Genomic DNA, 16306 nt, shown 5'->3' with positions numbered 1-16306 from the left:
GGCGAAGGTCAGTGCCCCTTGTCGGTTGCGACAGCAAATGTGGTCGCCTCTGGATCTGTGAGGGGAGACAGCAGTTGTTCCAGAGTGGAGGCCTGGGCAACCGGCAGGGCGCGGACGGGATGGTCAACGCCGCGCAGGGAAAAATCCTGCAACATCGCTTGTGGCGCGACCATGCCCGCTGCCTGCACCACAGAGTCCGAGATCAGCAGCTCGACCCCCAGCTCCTTGGTTTTGGCCTCCAGCCGACTGGCGGCATTTACTGCGGAGCCGATCAGCGTGCGGGGGGCATTGTCGGTGGTGCCAATTTCCCCCAAAACAACGGTTCCGGTATGCAGCCCCATGCCGATACGCACCGGGTCTTCGCCCTCTGAGGCCAGCATCATGTTAAAGCGCGCCAGGGCGACGCCAATGTTGCCCGCGGCAGTGATACCTGCTTGCGCCGACTGTTCCGGGCTGTTCATTTCAAACAGGGCCAACAGCCCATCGCCCATGTATTTGTCAACGGTGCCTCCGGCCATGGTGATTTCAGGCACAATAGCATCAAAGAAGCGGTTCAGCAGAAAGACAATGTCATAGGGCAGCAACCCGGCCGAGCGTGCGGTAAAGCCGCGAATATCTAAAAACAGGACCGCGATGGTTTTTTCCACGCCCTGGGCTGAATGGACCTGGCGGCGTCCTTTTGCCTGGTAGACGCGCTGGATCGACAGCGAGGCAGTTGGCCTGATCTGGCAGGCCAGCCGCACATTATCGCGGGCTTTGATCGCTTTCAGCGTTCGCGCCTCGGCGCTGCTGGGCGGGGCGAGGTTTTCCAGCCCCTTGGTCACTTCGATCCGGCAAGTGGTGCAGCGCCCCTTGCCACCACAAAGCGAGGTATGCGGCAAGCCGTTGAGCTGGGAGATCTCCAGCAGGGTAAGCCCGTGTTCGATGGTGATCTGGGTGCCATTTTCATAGCGGATCTGCAGGGATTTCCGTTTGCGGATAAAGCGGCGCAGATAAAAGATCAGCACAGCCGCGCTGAGCAGGGCAATGAACAGCCAAAAGGCAAAATCATAGATCTCATATAGGCGGGCAAAAGCCGTGTTATTCGGCCAGTTGAAGCTGTCGCGGATCACCGAGGCATTGCCGGGGCGGATAAAGACTGACCAGATGCGACGGCCTTCGGTCAGCAGTCCGGCCAGGGCCAGAGAGGGCACAAGAACGGCCAGGCCGATCATGTAGGGCAACAGCCGGGACCACCAGTCGGTGATCCGCAGCCACATATGCAGCCCAATACAGCCATGGACCCAGACCACCAGCAGCAGCAGATACTGTTGCCAGATCTCTGGGGAATTCCACATCAATAATATGATCGAGGGCATGTCGTCATCTAGCCCATAGGCGCTGGATGCATAGCTGGTGAAGATCAGGTGCTGGATCAATTGCAGAGGGATCAAAAGCCCCAGGATCAGCTGCAGCGCTTGTGCCGGGCTCATCCGTAGGGTTCTGCGGCTGGCAACCTGCCACAGGGCCAGGGAGAAATGCGTGAAAAGCGCGGAAAACAACAGCATCTGGCCAGGTGGGTGGCCGGTGAGCAGGCGACGGAATTCCTGCACCTGAAACATGAAATCAGCAGAGATCAGCCCGGCGGCAATATTCAGAAAATGCAGGAAGGCATAGGTGAGCAGAAACACACCGCTCACCGTGCGGCTGCGTTGAATGAGATCCCCACGCCAGAGTACATGTGTCACGCGAACGGCCCCTCCGATTGCACCACGTCAAGGTGTTGGAACTCCCTGGGCAGGTCAAGGTATTTTGGCAGTCTGGAAAAGGGGCAGGGCAGACCGGTCCCGCAGTCTGATGGTCTGGTCGACCAAAAAAGCTATTGGTCGACCAGCAAACGCGCAGCTGTATCGTATCCCCCGGCCTGTCGCAGGCTTCACTGGGGGATTGGGTTTAGTCTTCCTGTTCGGCCAGGAACCGTTCCGCATCCAGCGCCGCCATGCAGCCCATACCGGCTGAGGTCACCGCCTGGCGGTATTTGTGATCGGTCAGATCGCCGGCGGCAAAGATACCGGGCACCGAGGTTTCGGTGGTGCCGGGTTTAACCGAGACATAGCCGCCATTGTGCAGCTCCAGGGTGTCTTTCACCAGCTCATTGGCGGGCGCGTGGCCGATGGCCACAAAGACGCCTTTGCAGGGAATATCGGTGATTTCACCCGTCTTTACGTTTTTGACCTTGATGCCCTCGACCCCCAGGGGGCTGTCGGTGCCATAGACTTCTTCCAACTGATGGAACCACAGGGGCTCGATCTTTTTGTTCTTGAACAGGCGGTCCTGCAGGATCTTTTCCGAGCGCAGCTCGTCGCGGCGGTGCACCAGGGTGACCTTGGAGGCAAAGTTGGTCAAAAACAGCGCTTCTTCAACGGCGGTGTTACCGCCGCCGATGACCACGATCTCCTGACCGCGATAGAAGAACCCGTCGCAGGTGGCGCAGGCCGAGACGCCAAAGCCTTTGAATTTTTCTTCGGTTTCCAGCCCCAGCCATTTGGCACGGGCGCCGGTGGCCAGGATCACCGCATCAGCGGTATAGGTGGTGCCGCTATCGCCTTTGGCCACAAAGGGGCGCTGCGACGTGTCCAGCGAAGTAATGATGTCGCCAATGATGTCGCAGCCCATGGCCTTTGCGTGGTCCTGCATGCGGATCATCAAATCCGGCCCCTGCACCTCACTATCACCGGGCCAGTTTTCCACCTCGGTGGTGGTGGTCAGCTGACCGCCGGGCTCGATGCCCTGAACCAGAACCGGCTCCAGCATGGCGCGGGACGCATAGACGCCGGCGGTATAGCCTGCCGGGCCGGAGCCAATGATCAGAACCTTGGTGTGACGCGTGTCGCTCATCTCGTATCCCCAAATTTGCAAGCTAGGCTGCACATGATGCTGTAAGTGGTGGCTGCGGCCACCGTCGCCATTGCATATAGCGGCAGGGCTGCGGCTCTTAAACCCCTGATGACGCGCCAGGGGCACGGCAGGAGCCCGCAGGGATCACGCTTTTGCGATTTTGGCGCCGTCCCGTTTGCCGCCCGTATTGGCGCTTGTATCTGGCTGTTGCAAAGATTAGGTCGCCTCTGTGAAATAATATTGCGTGGCCCTGCGGCGATGCTATAAGAAACGAAAATCGACAGGAGCTTTACACATGGTCACAACCCGTCTTGATCCGATTGATCGCAAGATACTCTCGGAATTGCAGGCCGATGGGCGCATGACCAATGTCGAACTGGCCAAGCGGGTCGGCATTTCGGCCCCGCCCTGTCTGCGCCGCGTCCGTGCGCTGGAAGAGGCCGGCCTGATAGGCGGCTACCACGCAGAGGTCAACGCCCGGGAGCTGGGCTTTGAGGTGCAGGTTTTTGCCATGGTCGGGCTGGAAAGCCAGGCCGAAGCAGAGCTTTCCGCCTTTGAGGAACAGTGCCGCAGCTGGCCGCTGGTGCGCGAATGTCATATGCTGAACGGGGAGGTGGATTTCATTTTGAAATGTGTCTCGCCAGATCTCAGCACCTTTCAGAGCTTCCTGACCTCAGAGCTGTTGACCACGCCCAATGTGGCCAGCGTCAAGACCTCGCTGGTTATTCGCGGCGCCAAGGATGAACCAGGTGTTCCCTTTGATGTGTTGGAAGAGCGCCTGCAACGGGAAGCCTGAGGGCGGGCAAGACCCCAGCCTGATCCAAGACCCCAGCCTGGTATCGGCGCCGCTGTCCTTTAGGGATCTTGGGGCCGCCAAGGCGCAGGCTCTCCCCCGCCGCGTTAGATCGTGGTTTAGCCTCGCAGCGGGCTATCTGTTGCTTCGGCTGCCCGCGCGTAGGCCAGTGGGCCAAATCCGCTCAGCGAATCCACATGGCTAAAGAGATTGAAGTAGAGCGTCTTGATCGCATAGCTCACCAGCTTTAGCGCCTCCGGGCCGGGATGATAGGTCTCAAACTCTAGCCCGCCGACTTTGATCACCGCATGTTTTGGCAGACAAAGGTGGAACAGGTCCACCACGGTGGGGGGCGCGGTTTCAAAGATGTTCATGCCATCGCGGAATTCTTCAGCCAGGGTCAGCAGCAGCGGTGTGCCGGTGGTGCCGCGCATCTGTGGCGGCATGCGCAGCAGCCGTGCCGCCGGTCCGGCCACAACGCAGGAGGCGGGCTTTTGCAGCCCCAGACTGTCGGGCATGAAACTGGTCAGCCGGTGGCAGCGCCCCTTGGCATCACTGCGCGAGGGAACCAGACTGGTGGAGCCTTTCCAGATCAGTGGCTGACTGCCGCCACCCTGGGTGAGGATTTCGTCCCCGGGCAGCAGGTCTTCAACCGCAATGGGCCCTTGCGTGGTTTCCACCAAAGAGCCCCGTGTAAAGGCGCAAAAAGCATCCTCAAAGATCGGCAGGGCGGGGGCGATGTGGCGGGTCTCAGCGATGCCGCCATTGGGCAGCAGGCTGCTGACCTCATAGCGCCGCAACTGCGGTTTGTTGGGCAGGCGCAGCGCGGCGGGATCTTGCAAAAGTGCGCTGCTTTCTGCGGCCTTGGCAGCGGCCTGTTGCAGGGAATGCGGAAGTGTCATTGGCTTAAGACCTTTCTGGCAAAACACGTCAGGGGCGCGCGCCCTCCATCGGCAGAAAATGGAGAGACCTGGCGCCGGGGAGGCAGGCCAGGGATGGGGGCCTGAAACTGGCCAGAGAAGTGCGCTGTGTTTTGCATCGTAAAAATGTGCACGAGAGTGCCTTGTATGTAATGTCTCAACGGCCCAGAAGGTGCTGCAAGGGAGCTGACCTGGAGGTTGGTTCCGTAAAGACTGTGGCGGGTATTGACTAAAAAAGGGTCACCGCAAACGGAGGGCCTTGGCGGGATCCGGGGGCTGCAGCGGGCTCATATAAAATTCCATGAGACAGTCTGACTTGGGCTGCGCGGATCTTTGGCCACAGGAACCCGCGCTTAGGCGCGTTTCAACCGCGCTGCAGCAGGCAGGTCTTTTTGCGATGTTCGCCGCTGGACCAGATGCGCCTCACGGACCGATCCTCGGCTCCAGGGCGTTTTCGTAGTCTCTGATTTTGCAGTCGAAATTACCGATTTCAAAAACCGTTCTCTGGCTTTCATTGTGCGTCTCCTACCTGGGGTGAGCGGGCTGTCGCGGCTCTGTTGATCCCTTTATCGGTAATCATTACGCCCAGAATGTGGCTCATCGGTGGAATTGTGTGACTGCCCGCCAGGTAGAGCCGCACCAGACGCAGGTCAGGCGTGCGCGGCGTCAAGTCATTATGTTTTATATAAAATTCTTGGCGCTTTTAGGAAAATCCCCGCTGGAAAACCGGGGGATTTGGGCAAAAATGGCGCAGCACTGCCCAGATCTACCCTCACAGGGTGATGCAGGAAATTAACCTTCCGTAGTCGGCTTCGCCAGCATGGGTGGTGCGGCGGTAGGAGTAAAACAGCTCTGCATTGCTGTAGGTGCAGTGGCGTGTCCATTCGGCCTGACCAATGCCTGCCTGCCGCAACAGGTGCAGCCCCAGGCCGGGCAGGTCAAACTGATAACGCCCCTCCCGGCCCTGGGCAAAGAAACGGCTATGATCCGGGTCTTTTTGCAGAAAATCGTCAAAGAACTCAGGGCCGACCTCGTAGGCGCGTTGCGAGATCGAGGGGCCAATGACCGCGCAGGTCTTGGCACGGTCTGCGCCCAGATCCTCCATCGCCTGCAATGTTGCCTCCAACACCCCGTCAAGCGCCCCGCGCCAGCCGGCATGGGCGGCGCCAATGACCCCGGCCTCTGCGTCGGCAAACAGCACGGGCTGGCAATCTGCTGTCAGAATACCCAGCGCCACACCGGGGGTGTTTGTGACCATTGCGTCGGCGCGAGGGCGCGCTGCGGTGGGGCCGGTGATGACGGCCACATCCGGGGAATGAATTTGATGCACCCCAACCAGCGCCGTGGGGGCCACATTCATTGCCTCGGCGACACGGGCGCGGTTGAGCGTCACCGCCCCACGTTGGTCGCTGGAGCCAACGCCGCAGTTTAACCCCTGAAAAATTCCCGAGGAGGCGCCGCCGCGACGGGTGAAAAACCCGTGGTGCACAGTATCCAACAGCTCAGAGGTGAGTATTTCCAGCGTCATGCATTTAATCCTGGTGGTGGGGCGATATTGGCCGGGGTCAGACCCAGTACTTTGAACAGGTTTCCCATTTCCGTCGGATGCGTCAACCGTCGATGTGCCGCGATCAGGCTTTCCAGCGCCGCGCCCTCCAGCCCTGCGGCCAGCGCGCGGGCGCGATCAGTGATGCCCAGCCGTTCGAGAAACACGCCCTGCGGGGTAAGTTTGCTATAGGCGCAGCCCGCCCCTGCCGCGACAGAGCAGAGCACCTCAAAATCAACATGTGCGGTCAGATCTGCCTCGCCGGGGGTTTGAAGCGGGTCGATGGGCGCATGGGCTTTCAGCGCTTGCAGAGTGTCGCCCAAAGAGCGCCAATCGCCGTAGTCGATGATCAAGGCGCCGCCGCCCTGGCTGGCAATGCGCTGGGCCAAAGCGGCGGTGATGGGGGCGGTCGCGGGGCTCAGCTCGACCAGGTCATCGGCTTTGGTGTCCTGCAGGCGATGCTCCAACGCCGGTTGCGGCGCTTCTGGTCCCAGTCCAAAGCTCAGAGTATTGGCAACCAGGCCGACACGCTTTTCGCGCCAGCCGTCGCTGTCGCGGACAAATTGGCGGATGGGCAGGGCGTCGAAAAACTCATTGGCGACCAGAAACAGCGGCTGATGTGGCAGCGCGTCGACGCTATCGACCCAGGTGACGTCATAGCCTGCCAGCGCCTGTGCCTGTTGCTGTTGCAGGGCGGGTGAGGCCTCAACCAGATGCAGCCTGAGCCCTGCGTGAAAGCCGGGCACACCGCGGGTGGCCCGCAGTAGATCCGCCATCAGGGTGCCGCGTCCGGGGCCGAGCTCTGCCAGGGTAAAGGGGGCGGGCGCGCCCTGATCCAACCAGCACTGGGCCAGGGACAGGCCGATGAGCTCACCAAACATCTGGCTGATTTCCGGCGCGGTGGTGAAATCCCCCTGGGCGCCAAAAGGGGTTTGGCTGGTGTAATAGCCCAGGTCGGGGTGCAGCAGGCATTCAGCCATATAGTCGGCCAGGCTGATGGGGCCGTCGCTGCTGATCCGGGCTATTAACTGGTCTTTTAGGGGGCTCATGGGGCCGGATCCGGGCTGGGTTTGCGCCGCAGGGCAAAATAAAGCCCCAGCGCGATCATCGGCACGGAGAGGGCTTGCCCCATGGTGAGCCCATAGCCCCCCAGCTGCCAGGCCAGGCCCAGGGGATTGCCGGGGGTGACAAACTGCGCATCGGGCTGGCGAAAGAATTCGACAATAAACCGGGCCAGGCCATAGCCGGCCAGAAACACGCCCAGGTTCAAGCCGGGCCGCAGCAGGCTTTGGCGTCGCCAGGTCAGCCAGATCAGCACCGCGCCGAGCAGCAGCCCCTCCATCGCGGCTTCATAGAGCTGCGAGGGGTGGCGGGCGCAGAGCTCTCCCAGGGCCTGACCGCAGGCCTGAGCCGCCTGTCCGGGAAAGGCGACGCCCCAGGGCAGATCGGTGGGGCGGCCCCAGAGCTCGGCATTGATGAAATTGGCCAGACGTCCCAGCAGCAGCCCGGCGGGAACCGTATAGGCCACCAGATCAGCCATCTGCAGTTTGGAAACCCCGTGGCGGTGAGCATAGGCCCAGGCTGCGACAATGACCCCGAGCAGGCCACCATGAAAGGCCATGCCGCCCTGCCAGATTCGCAGGATCTCGCTGGGATGCGACAGGTAGTAGCCGGGCTGGTAGAATAGCACAAACCCTAGACGCCCACCGAGAATCACCCCCAGAATGATCCAGGTCAGCAGATCTTCGACCTGTTCGGGGCGCATCGGTGGCTTTTGCCCCGGCCAGAGCGCAGCCGATTTGAGCGCGCTGACAGCGAGGCGCCAGGCAATCACAATGCCTGCGATATAGGCCAAAGCGTACCAACGCAGGGCAAACTCCATGCCAAACAGGGGAATCGAGAAAATCTCGGGCGAAATATCGGGGAAGTGGATCATGGCCTGCATGTGGTCCTGAATGCCTTTGCGCGCAATTGAAAGTCAACGGCTTGCCCGCGACCCTTTGCGCCCCCATATAGGGGGAATGAGTGATACGGAGAAGATGATGCAGAGCCGAAACAAGATCATGGACGACATTTCGCAGCTGATGACCAATGCAATGGGCGTGGCCCAGGGTGCAAAGGACGAGGCAGAAACCGCGATGAAGAGCCTGATGGACCGCTGGCTGGCGGATCACGATTTTGTCACCCGTGAGGAATTTGATGCTGTGCGCGCTATGGCTCAGAAAGCACGGGAAGAGAATGAAGCCCTGAAGGCGCGCCTGGATGCGCTTGAGAGTAAAGGCTGACAGTCCTGTGTGTCCTGCCAGGCGTTCTGGCGAGAGAACGGCGGAGCTTTCAGTTTGAAATAGTCCCGGCTGGAGAAGGCCCTGTTTTGACAAGTCGGGCCTGCGGCGCACCAAGAGGGGCCTGTCTTGCTTCAGAATCTGCCTGTGCCGCTTCAGAGCTGTTGGCAGCATCAAGCCGAGATCTGGGATGCCTCCGGCGGAGGTATTTTTAGAAAGATGAAAACACAAGTCTCTGTAGAGGTCTCCGTTTCGTGTTGGCCTGAGGTTGCTGTTGGCCAGTCTGGTTGTTGACCTGTGGTTGATGTGGCCTTGTCCTGGCACGGAGCCTGCTTGGGGGCTGGTGCAAAGCGCTGCGGCTCGTCACCGGGTGGGCGGCTGCCGATCAGAGCAGGGTAGGGGCCATTGGCCGGCCTGCCGCGCCCGTTACGTTAAGTGGCGCAATTTGGAACCGGGCGGTGGAGTTTCTCCAAACAGCATATTTGGCGCGCAATAGTGCCGATATCTTGCGGCCCACAGTTATTCGTCCACAACTTATTGAAGATATCCCCAAATAAAGGGTTGCCAGAGTCTACACCCCTTGCCACCATATCTAGTATGGAGGCGGGGATGCTCCCCGGTCCGTTGACCAGAAACCTAGCTGTAGGGGGCAAAATCGGTCCCAACGGCTAGAGACCTGAGAGGTGAGACATGGCCCTTTCCGAATTTCATCTGGACGACGATATTCACCCGATTGATATTGTCGAAAACCTGGCGGCCCATCACGACTGGGATTTTGATCGTATCGGGGATGACCAGATTGCCATGGCGGTAGAAGGCCAGTGGCGCACCTATTCTCTCACCCTGGCCTGGTCGGCCTATGAGGAAACGCTGCGACTGGTTTGTAGCTACGAGATGGAACCGCCTGCGCCCAAGATCCCGCAGCTGTATGAGTTGATCAATCTGATGAATGATCAATGCTGGGCGGGGGGCTTTACCTATTGGGCTGATCACAAGGTGATGCTGTATCGCTATGGTTTGGTTCTGGCTGGTGGACAGTCTGCCAGTCCGGAACAGGTTGATGCGATGATCCATGCGGCTGTGTCCAATTGCGAGCGCTACTATCCGGCGATTCAGCTGACTACCTGGGCAGACAAATCCCCGCATGAGGCAATACAGGTTGCCATTGCAGAGGCCTATGGTCGGGCGTAAGTCTCTGTGCTGAGAAGACAATTGAGTGGCGAAGGGTGGGCGGATGATCACAAGTGATATTGAAACACGTGGGTTGGTGCTGCTGGGCTGTGGCAAGATGGGCTCGGCCATGCTGGCAGGCTGGCTGAAGGGGGGATTGCCTGCCTCTTCGGTCTGGGTGCTGGATCCCAACCCGTCAGACTGGCTGCAGGCCACGGGTGTACATATCAATGTCGACCTGCCGGCAATGCCTGCCCTGGTTCTGGTTGCGGTCAAACCGCAGATGATGGGCGACGCCCTGCCAAAATTGCAGGCGCTGGGCAATGGCGAGACGTTGTTTGTTTCGGTTGCGGCGGGGACATCAATCACCAGTTTTGAGGAGACCCTGGGGGCGCAGACCCCCATTGTGCGCGCCATGCCCAATACTCCGGCGGCCATTGGCCAGGGGATCACGGCGATCATCGGCAATGACCATGCTTCGGCGACAAATCTGGATATGGCTGAGGCCCTGCTGGCGGCGATTGGCCAGACTGTGCGGTTGGACAGTGAGGCGCAGATGGATGCAGTCACCGGGGTCAGTGGCTCTGGTCCGGCCTATGTGTTTCATTTGATAGAGACCCTTGCCGCCGCTGGCGCAGCACAGGGGCTGCCCGCAGATCTGGCGATGCAATTGGCCAAGGCGACGGTCGCCGGGGCCGGGGCACTGGCGCAGGCGGCCGAGGAAACTCCCAGCCAGCTGCGCGTCAATGTTACCAGCCCCAATGGCACCACCCAGGCGGCACTTGAGGTGCTGATGAATGAAGAGAGCGGCTTTCCCGATCTGCTGACCCGCGCGGTGGCGGCGGCAACCCAGCGCTCCAAGGAGCTGTCCCGTGGCTGAGATTACATTTGACGACTTTCTGCGGGTGGATATTCGCGTCGGCGAGGTGATCCGGGCCGAGGCCTACCCGGAGGCCCGCAAACCGGCGATCAAGATCTGGATCGACTTCGGGCCCGAGATCGGCGAGAAAAAAACCTCGGCCCAGGTGACGGCGCATTACACCCCCGAGGGGCTGATTGGCAAACAGGTGATGGCGGTGGTGAATTTTCCGCCGCGCCAGATTGGCAAGTTCATGTCAGAGGTGCTGGTGCTGGGCCTGCCGGATGAGGCTGGAGAAATCCGGCTGGTTGGCCCCGATGGTCCGGTGCCTTTGGGTGGTAGGATGCATTGACGATGAAACTGTTGATTACCCGCCCGATGACTGCGGCGGTAGAGGCGCGGGCGCGGGCAGAGTTTGACGTGGTGATCCGTTCGGAGACCACGGTGCTCAGCCATGACGAGATGGTCAGCGCGCTGCGGGACTATGATCTGGTGATGCCAACGCTGGGCGATGGCTTTGATGCTGGGGTCTTTGCAGAGGTTGCAGAGCCGCGGTGCAGGCTTTTGGCCAATTTTGGCGTTGGATTTAACCACATAGATGTGGCGGCGGCCTCTGCTGCTGGGGTTTTGGTCAGCAATACGCCAGGTGCTGTGACCGATGCGACGGCGGATACCGCCCTGACCCTGCTCTTGATGTCAGCGCGTCGCGCCGCTGAGGGCGAACGTCTGGTGCGCAGTGGCGACTGGCCGGGATGGCATCCGACGCAGATGCTGGGCCAGCATGTGACCGGCAAGACGTTGGGTGTGATCGGCATGGGGCGCATTGGTGCGGCTATTGCCCGGCGCTGCCACTTTGGTTTTGGCATGCAGGTATTTTACACCGCGCGCAGTGACAAATCCCCGGGCTTTCCTGTCACGCGACTGCCGGATTTGCAGCAGCTGGCGGCGGCGGTGGATTTTCTCGTGGTGGCGGTCCCCGGCGGCGCAGAGACGCGGCATCTGGTGGATGAACATGTGCTGGCAGCGATGCAGCCCCACGCCCATCTGATCAACATCGCGCGCGGCGAAGTGGTTCAGCAGCAGGCCTTGGTTGCGGCTTTGCAAGAACAGCGTATCGCCGGAGCGGGCCTGGATGTCTATGAGTTCGAGCCAGAGGTGCCGCAGGCGCTGCGGGATCTTGATAATGTGACGCTGCTGCCGCATCTGGGCACCGCAACCGAAGAGGTGCGGAGCTACATGGGACATATGGCCTTGGACAATATCGCCGCCTTTGTGGCAGGAGCGCCCCTGCCAAACGCGGTCTAGTTCTCAGCAGCGACAGCGGCGCGCCAGTGGCGGCGGCACAAAGAGACATAGCTTTCATTGCCGCCGATCTGGACCTGGTCGCCCTTGGTGATGGCGCGGCCGGTGGCATCTTGACGGATCACCATGGTCGCCTTCTTGCCGCAATGGCAGATTGTGCGCACCTCGCGCATTTCATCGGCCAGCGCCAAAAGGGCAGCAGAGCCGGGAAACAACTGCCCCTGGAAATCCACGCGTAGCCCGTAGCACAGCACCGGCACCCGAAGATCGTCCACCACCCGGGCCAGCTGCCAGACTTGATCGCTGGTCAGAAACTGGGCTTCATCCACAAAGATACTGGCGAGGTCACTTTCAGCAAGACGGGCTTTGATTTTGGCAAACAGGTCTTCGCCGGGAGCAAAGGTGTCGGCGGCTTCGCTGATGCCAATGCGCGAAGCGATTCTCCCTTCGCCCGCACGCGAGTCGATCTGCGCCGTCAGCAGATAGGTATCCATGTGGTTTTCGCGGTAGTTATGAGACGCCTGCAACAGAACCGCCGATTTTCCGGCGTTCATGGTCGAGTAGTTGAAATAGAGCTTTGCCATGGCGTCCCTTTACTGCGTCACAGACCGCGGGAGCAAGAGGCAGGCGCGGGACAATTGCGAAAATCTCATAGTAAGTGACCGCTGCAGCTGGGGGACTTTGGCAGGGTGAAAATTCCAGGCCAAAAGGATCTGAACCTCTGGAGGGTTTGGAATAATATTAATTATTATTAATGTGTTAAGCGGATTTCAGATCGTTTTTCTGGCGTGATTTTGCAGGCGGCGCGCGATGGTCATACCCTCCCTGACACCCAGGACCTGCTGTCCAAGGCTTGGTCGGCATAAGATGCCGACACATCAGGAAGGGTACTTAGGCGAATAACGTTGCCCACTCTAAAAGCACGGGGAAATGTATCCCGTGTCATAACCAAACCCACTCACTAAGTTGGCTCTGAAACACCTTGGCGGGCCAGAATATACCCACCGTTACTTGCTAAATCCCTGAAAACCTTAGGGATGGTGAAATATTAGCAAATACTTTACAACATCATCATGGGAAATTATTCCCGACCTTCCCCTTTTGGCACGGCATGGCTGGTGAGAATTTATGGCAGAGATTGGTACCTACCTGAAAAAGCATACTGAGGCCCTGGTAAAGGATGTTGGGATCGAGGCAGCCTGCCAGATCACCGGTAAGTCCAAGGCGACTTTGGGACGATATTATTCCGACAATTCAGAACATACGGACCGGTTTATGCCGGTTGATGCCGTGGCCAAGCTGGAAAAAGAGGCCTCCTATCCGCATGTGACCTCTGCGCTGGCGGATCTGAAAAATATCACCCTCTCCTATGGCACCACAGCCGGCAGCAACAGCGATGGCAGCAACACCGCCCGCAGCGGTGGGGTGAACGCCGATGTGATCGCGCTGAGCCAGCGATTTGCTTTTTTGATGAGTGAGTATCAAACCGCCATCGAAGACGGGATTATCACAGTGAATGAGGCCAAGAGGCTGCTGCGCGAAACTGTCATGCTGCAACATGTGCTGCTCGACATGAAGCTCCACCTCGAAGAAGAAAGCACCTAGACCTGTAGGGTTGATTGCTTTGCAGCAGGTATTCTGCGCGCCAGTGGCGCGCAGTTTTTGTTTGTGGGCAGTCCTGTCTTAGGCGCTGTGGCGGCGCAGAATTACCGACCCGACGGAGTAGCCCGCACCAAAGGAACAGATCAGCCCCAGATCGCCTTCGCCGAGATCTTCGGAGTATTTTGAGAAGGCAATAATCGAGCCTGCAGAAGAGGTATTTGCATAGTCTTGCAGGATATTGGGCTGCTCATCCGCAGCAGGCGTCCGCCCCAGGGTCTTTTTGCCAATGAAGTCATTCATGGATTTATTGGCCTGATGCAGCCAGAGCCGTTTCAGCGCATCGCGCTGGATGCCTTCATCTGCCATATGGTTGGCAATATGCTGGCTGACCATAGGCAGCACTTCCTTGAACACCTTGCGGCCATTCTGCATGAACTGCATATCGCGCCGGTCTTCCACGCCATCGGGACGCGAGCGACGCAGAAAGCCGTTATTGTTGCGGATATTGTTGGAGAACTCAGTGGCGCAGCGGGTTGAGATCACCTCGAAATGGTCGCCTTTGGCATTCTCGATCCGTTCCACCAGGGTAGCGGTTGCCACATCGCCAAAAATGAAATGGCAATCGCGGTCGCGCCACTCCAGATGGCCGGAACAGATCTCTGGGTTGACCACCAGGGCGGCGCGAATGCTGCCCGAGCGGATCATATCAACGGCGGTCTGAATGCCAAAGGTGGCAGAGGAACAGGCAACATTCATGTCAAAGGCAAAGCCCTTGATTCCCAACAGGTCCTGGATTTCGATGGCAACCGCAGGGTAGGCGCGTTCCATATTGGAGGCGGCACAGATCACCAGATCAACGTCCTCGGCGGTCTTTCCTGCCTGTTTTAGCGCCTTTTTGGCCGCGTCCAGAGCGATTTCTGCCATAATGCCGGGTTCTGAATCATCACGTTGGCGCAGCTGCGGGTACATGATTTCGGGGTCGAGAATACCCTTTTTATCAAGCACATAGCGCTGTTCGATGCCAGAGGCCTTAAAGATGAACTCCTCCGAGGACTGCGGCAGGGCGGTAAAGCTGCCTGCTGCGATGGCCTCGGCGTTTTCGGCGTTTATCCTGTCGGCATAGGCGTTATAGGCCTCGACCAGCTCAGCATTGGTGATGGTTTCGGAGGGGGTGAAGACCCCGGTGCCGGTAATTGCGGCTGTGTACATGACAGAGACCCTATGGGGAAGAAACGCTACATTTGTGGCGCTTTTTTTACCCAAAGGTCAAGGTTTACGACGGGGCTGGCCGCCGGGTTTTGGCAACAGAAGTGTGATGTTCATCACATGAAAGGTTCAGCGACTGAAGTATAGCATGGGAATCACCAGAAATTGATCCGGTCCAAAATGTCAAAAACCGCACCGCCCACCACTGTTGACCAACAGGCCAGCCCTGAAATGAGGGTATTGCTTGCGATGTTCGCGCTATACTGGCGTATGGAAGATGCCCTGGGAAAACAGGAAATCATCAGCGGCTTGGGACGGGCGGAATGCTATCTTTTGCTGCAGCTGGACCACCCGCGTCGCCTGGGAGAGCTGGCAAAGACATTGATGCTGGTGCCCTCTAGCGTGACCATGGCCGCCGACCGGCTTGAACAGGATGGCCTGGCAGTGCGGCTGCGTGATGCCCAGGACCGACGTGCCTTTTTGCTGCAGCTCACCGCCAAGGGCCGCAGCCTGCGCGCGGCGCTGGAAAAGCGGGCAGAGCAGGCCTTTCGCGAGATTTGTGACCTTAATGACGACGATATACAGAAATTTTCTGTGTTATCGGATAAACTACAAAAGACGTTTTTGGGGGCTGCCAACCGCTGTCCCGGCAAGGAGAGATAAGACATGCCCCTATTGCAAAAGATAGCCGTGGCTCTGATGCCGGTATTGGCCGGTCCAGCGTTGCTGGTGGCTGGGATCACTGCGCCCGCAGCTGTGCAGGCGGAAGAGGTGCTCAAGCCGGTGAAACTGATGACAACGCAATCTGGCACCCGCTTGCTGGAACGGCAGTTCTTTGGCCAGGTGGCGGCCAAACAGACGGTTGATCTGGCCTTTCAGGTGCCCGGACAGGTGATGCGCTTTCCGGTTGCCGAAGGCTACATTGTGCCCCAGGGGCAGCTGATCGCTGAATTGGATCTGGAACCTTTTGAACTGAACCTTGAACAGGCGCGGCTGCAAAAAGAGCAGGCGGACAGAACCGTCAGCCGTCTGGAGCAGTTGAAAGGCACCGTGAGTGCGGTCTCGATTGAAGATGCCCAAACCCAGGCTGGGCTGGCGCAGGTGGCCCTGCGCAATGCGGAATATGAACTGCGCCATGCCACCTTGAACGCCCCGTTTGAGGCCTTGGTCTCTACCCGCGAAGTGGAGAATTTCACCACCGTTGCGGCGGGGGCGCCAATTGTGCGCCTGCACGACATGTCAGAGCTGCATATCGAAGTGGATGTGCCGGAGGTGCTGTTTCAGCGCGCCGATCGCGGTGACAATGTTGAAACCATCGCCATCTTTCCCGGCAGCGACGAAAGCTTTCCGCTTCAGATCCTCGAATTCACTGCGGAGGCCAGCAATATTGGCCAGACGTTTCGGGTGACCTTTAGCATGCAGCCCCCCGAGGGCCGCCAGATCCTGCCGGGGGCCTCTGCCTCGGTGCGGGTCAAGGTTGATACCGGTGAACAGGGAATTCTGGTGCCTTCCACCGCGATTGTGACCACACCGGAAGGCGACACCGGCGTTATGGTCTTTACCCCCAAAGGCGGCGAGACCGGCGAGGTGACTTGGGTCAAGGTTGAGCTGGTGGCAACCCAACATGGCGATTTTGCCATTTCTTCCGGTCTGCAAGGTGGGGAGGAAATTGTCTCTACCGGTGGCAGTGCCCTGATCGACGGACAAAAGGTCCGCCGGTTCAGCGGCTTTACGAACTGAGGCTAAGAA

At 59.2% G+C, this 16306-nt stretch carries 18 protein-coding genes; 9 read left to right on the top strand and 9 right to left on the bottom strand.

Annotation, left to right across the window (positions count from 1 at the left end; genetic code table 11):
• Nucleotides 1-8: 8 nt before the first annotated feature.
• Both JZI28_RS13445 and trxB read right to left on the bottom strand, forming a co-directional pair.
• Nucleotides 9-1727: an adenylate/guanylate cyclase domain-containing protein gene (locus tag JZI28_RS13445; protein WP_375697921.1), complete on the bottom strand. Its 1719-nt coding sequence runs from the start codon at nt 1725-1727 to the stop codon at nt 9-11.
• 205 nt (nt 1728-1932) lie between these two features.
• On the bottom strand, nt 1933-2877 hold the full coding sequence (gene trxB, locus JZI28_RS13440; RefSeq protein WP_375697920.1) for a thioredoxin-disulfide reductase: 945 nt from the start codon (nt 2875-2877) through the stop codon (nt 1933-1935).
• Between the two features lie 295 nt (nt 2878-3172).
• On the opposite strand from trxB, the gene JZI28_RS13435 reads away from it, so the two are divergent.
• Nucleotides 3173-3673 (top strand): Lrp/AsnC family transcriptional regulator, encoded by a 501-nt coding sequence (locus tag JZI28_RS13435; RefSeq protein ID WP_122074032.1) that lies wholly within the window; start codon nt 3173-3175, stop codon nt 3671-3673.
• Nucleotides 3674-3789: 116 nt separating this feature from the next.
• Here JZI28_RS13435 and JZI28_RS13430 read toward each other — a convergent pair whose 3' ends face one another.
• From JZI28_RS13430 to lgt, 5 genes are all read right to left on the bottom strand, one after another.
• Nucleotides 3790-4572, bottom strand: coding sequence for a Hint domain-containing protein (locus JZI28_RS13430; RefSeq protein ID WP_349387658.1), 783 nt, complete (start codon nt 4570-4572; stop codon nt 3790-3792).
• 371 nt (nt 4573-4943) lie between these two features.
• A complete protein-coding gene (locus JZI28_RS13425; protein ID WP_375697919.1) occupies nt 4944-5105 on the bottom strand; it encodes a hypothetical protein in 162 nt (53 codons plus the stop codon).
• A gap of 257 nt (nt 5106-5362) precedes the next feature.
• A complete protein-coding gene (pgeF, locus tag JZI28_RS13420; protein WP_295446979.1) occupies nt 5363-6118 on the bottom strand; it encodes a peptidoglycan editing factor PgeF in 756 nt (251 codons plus the stop codon).
• The gene (locus JZI28_RS13415) at nt 6115-7185 is read right to left on the bottom strand and encodes a class I SAM-dependent methyltransferase (RefSeq protein WP_375697918.1); all 1071 of its coding nucleotides are present in this window, start codon (nt 7183-7185) and stop codon (nt 6115-6117) included. The genes pgeF and JZI28_RS13415 overlap by 4 nt, the downstream gene beginning before the upstream one ends.
• Complete coding sequence (gene lgt, locus JZI28_RS13410) at nt 7182-8081, bottom strand: prolipoprotein diacylglyceryl transferase (protein WP_375697917.1); 900 nt, start codon at nt 8079-8081, stop codon at nt 7182-7184. The genes JZI28_RS13415 and lgt overlap by 4 nt, the downstream gene beginning before the upstream one ends.
• 97 nt (nt 8082-8178) lie before the next feature.
• Here lgt and JZI28_RS13405 point away from each other — a divergent pair, with 97 nt between their 5' ends.
• From JZI28_RS13405 to JZI28_RS13385, 5 genes are all read left to right on the top strand, one after another.
• Nucleotides 8179-8421, top strand: a complete 243-nt coding sequence (locus tag JZI28_RS13405; protein WP_297340349.1) for an accessory factor UbiK family protein — start codon at nt 8179-8181, stop codon at nt 8419-8421.
• Nucleotides 8422-9108: 687 nt separating this feature from the next.
• The gene (locus tag JZI28_RS13400; RefSeq protein WP_295446971.1) at nt 9109-9609 is read left to right on the top strand and encodes a YbjN domain-containing protein; all 501 of its coding nucleotides are present in this window, start codon (nt 9109-9111) and stop codon (nt 9607-9609) included.
• A gap of 43 nt (nt 9610-9652) precedes the next feature.
• The gene (gene proC / locus JZI28_RS13395) at nt 9653-10468 is read left to right on the top strand and encodes a pyrroline-5-carboxylate reductase (RefSeq protein WP_375697916.1); all 816 of its coding nucleotides are present in this window, start codon (nt 9653-9655) and stop codon (nt 10466-10468) included.
• Complete coding sequence (locus JZI28_RS13390; protein ID WP_375697915.1) at nt 10461-10799, top strand: tRNA-binding protein; 339 nt, start codon at nt 10461-10463, stop codon at nt 10797-10799. The genes proC and JZI28_RS13390 overlap by 8 nt, the downstream gene beginning before the upstream one ends.
• A gap of 2 nt (nt 10800-10801) precedes the next feature.
• Nucleotides 10802-11752 (top strand): 2-hydroxyacid dehydrogenase, encoded by a 951-nt coding sequence (locus JZI28_RS13385; protein WP_375697914.1) that lies wholly within the window; start codon nt 10802-10804, stop codon nt 11750-11752.
• On the opposite strand, the gene JZI28_RS13380 is transcribed toward JZI28_RS13385, so the two are convergent.
• Nucleotides 11749-12333 (bottom strand): thymidine kinase, encoded by a 585-nt coding sequence (locus JZI28_RS13380; protein WP_297340352.1) that lies wholly within the window; start codon nt 12331-12333, stop codon nt 11749-11751. The two genes, JZI28_RS13385 and JZI28_RS13380, sit on opposite strands and share 4 nt — an antisense overlap.
• A gap of 544 nt (nt 12334-12877) precedes the next feature.
• Here JZI28_RS13380 and JZI28_RS13375 point away from each other — a divergent pair.
• On the top strand, nt 12878-13354 hold the full coding sequence (locus tag JZI28_RS13375) for a hypothetical protein (protein WP_295446962.1): 477 nt from the start codon (nt 12878-12880) through the stop codon (nt 13352-13354).
• Between the two features lie 78 nt (nt 13355-13432).
• Here the strand turns inward: JZI28_RS13375 and JZI28_RS13370 are convergent, their stop codons facing one another.
• Entirely contained in the window at nt 13433-14560 is a 1128-nt protein-coding gene (locus JZI28_RS13370; protein ID WP_295446960.1) for a beta-ketoacyl-ACP synthase III, read from the bottom strand.
• A 228-nt stretch (nt 14561-14788) separates the two neighbouring features.
• Between JZI28_RS13370 and JZI28_RS13365 the strand changes: the two genes are divergently transcribed.
• Nucleotides 14789-15220, top strand: a complete 432-nt coding sequence (locus tag JZI28_RS13365) for a MarR family winged helix-turn-helix transcriptional regulator (RefSeq protein ID WP_295446958.1) — start codon at nt 14789-14791, stop codon at nt 15218-15220.
• 3 nt (nt 15221-15223) lie between these two features.
• A complete protein-coding gene (locus JZI28_RS13360; RefSeq protein ID WP_295446956.1) occupies nt 15224-16297 on the top strand; it encodes an efflux RND transporter periplasmic adaptor subunit in 1074 nt (357 codons plus the stop codon).
• The last annotated feature ends 9 nt before the right edge of the window (nt 16298-16306 follow it).

Origin of the sequence: Pseudophaeobacter sp. TrK17, from assembly GCF_042192375.1 — a bacterium.
GTDB lineage: Bacteria > Pseudomonadota > Alphaproteobacteria > Rhodobacterales > Rhodobacteraceae > Pseudophaeobacter.
Note: the sequence above shows the minus strand (reverse complement) of the source record. Positions and strands in the feature narration are given on the sequence as shown.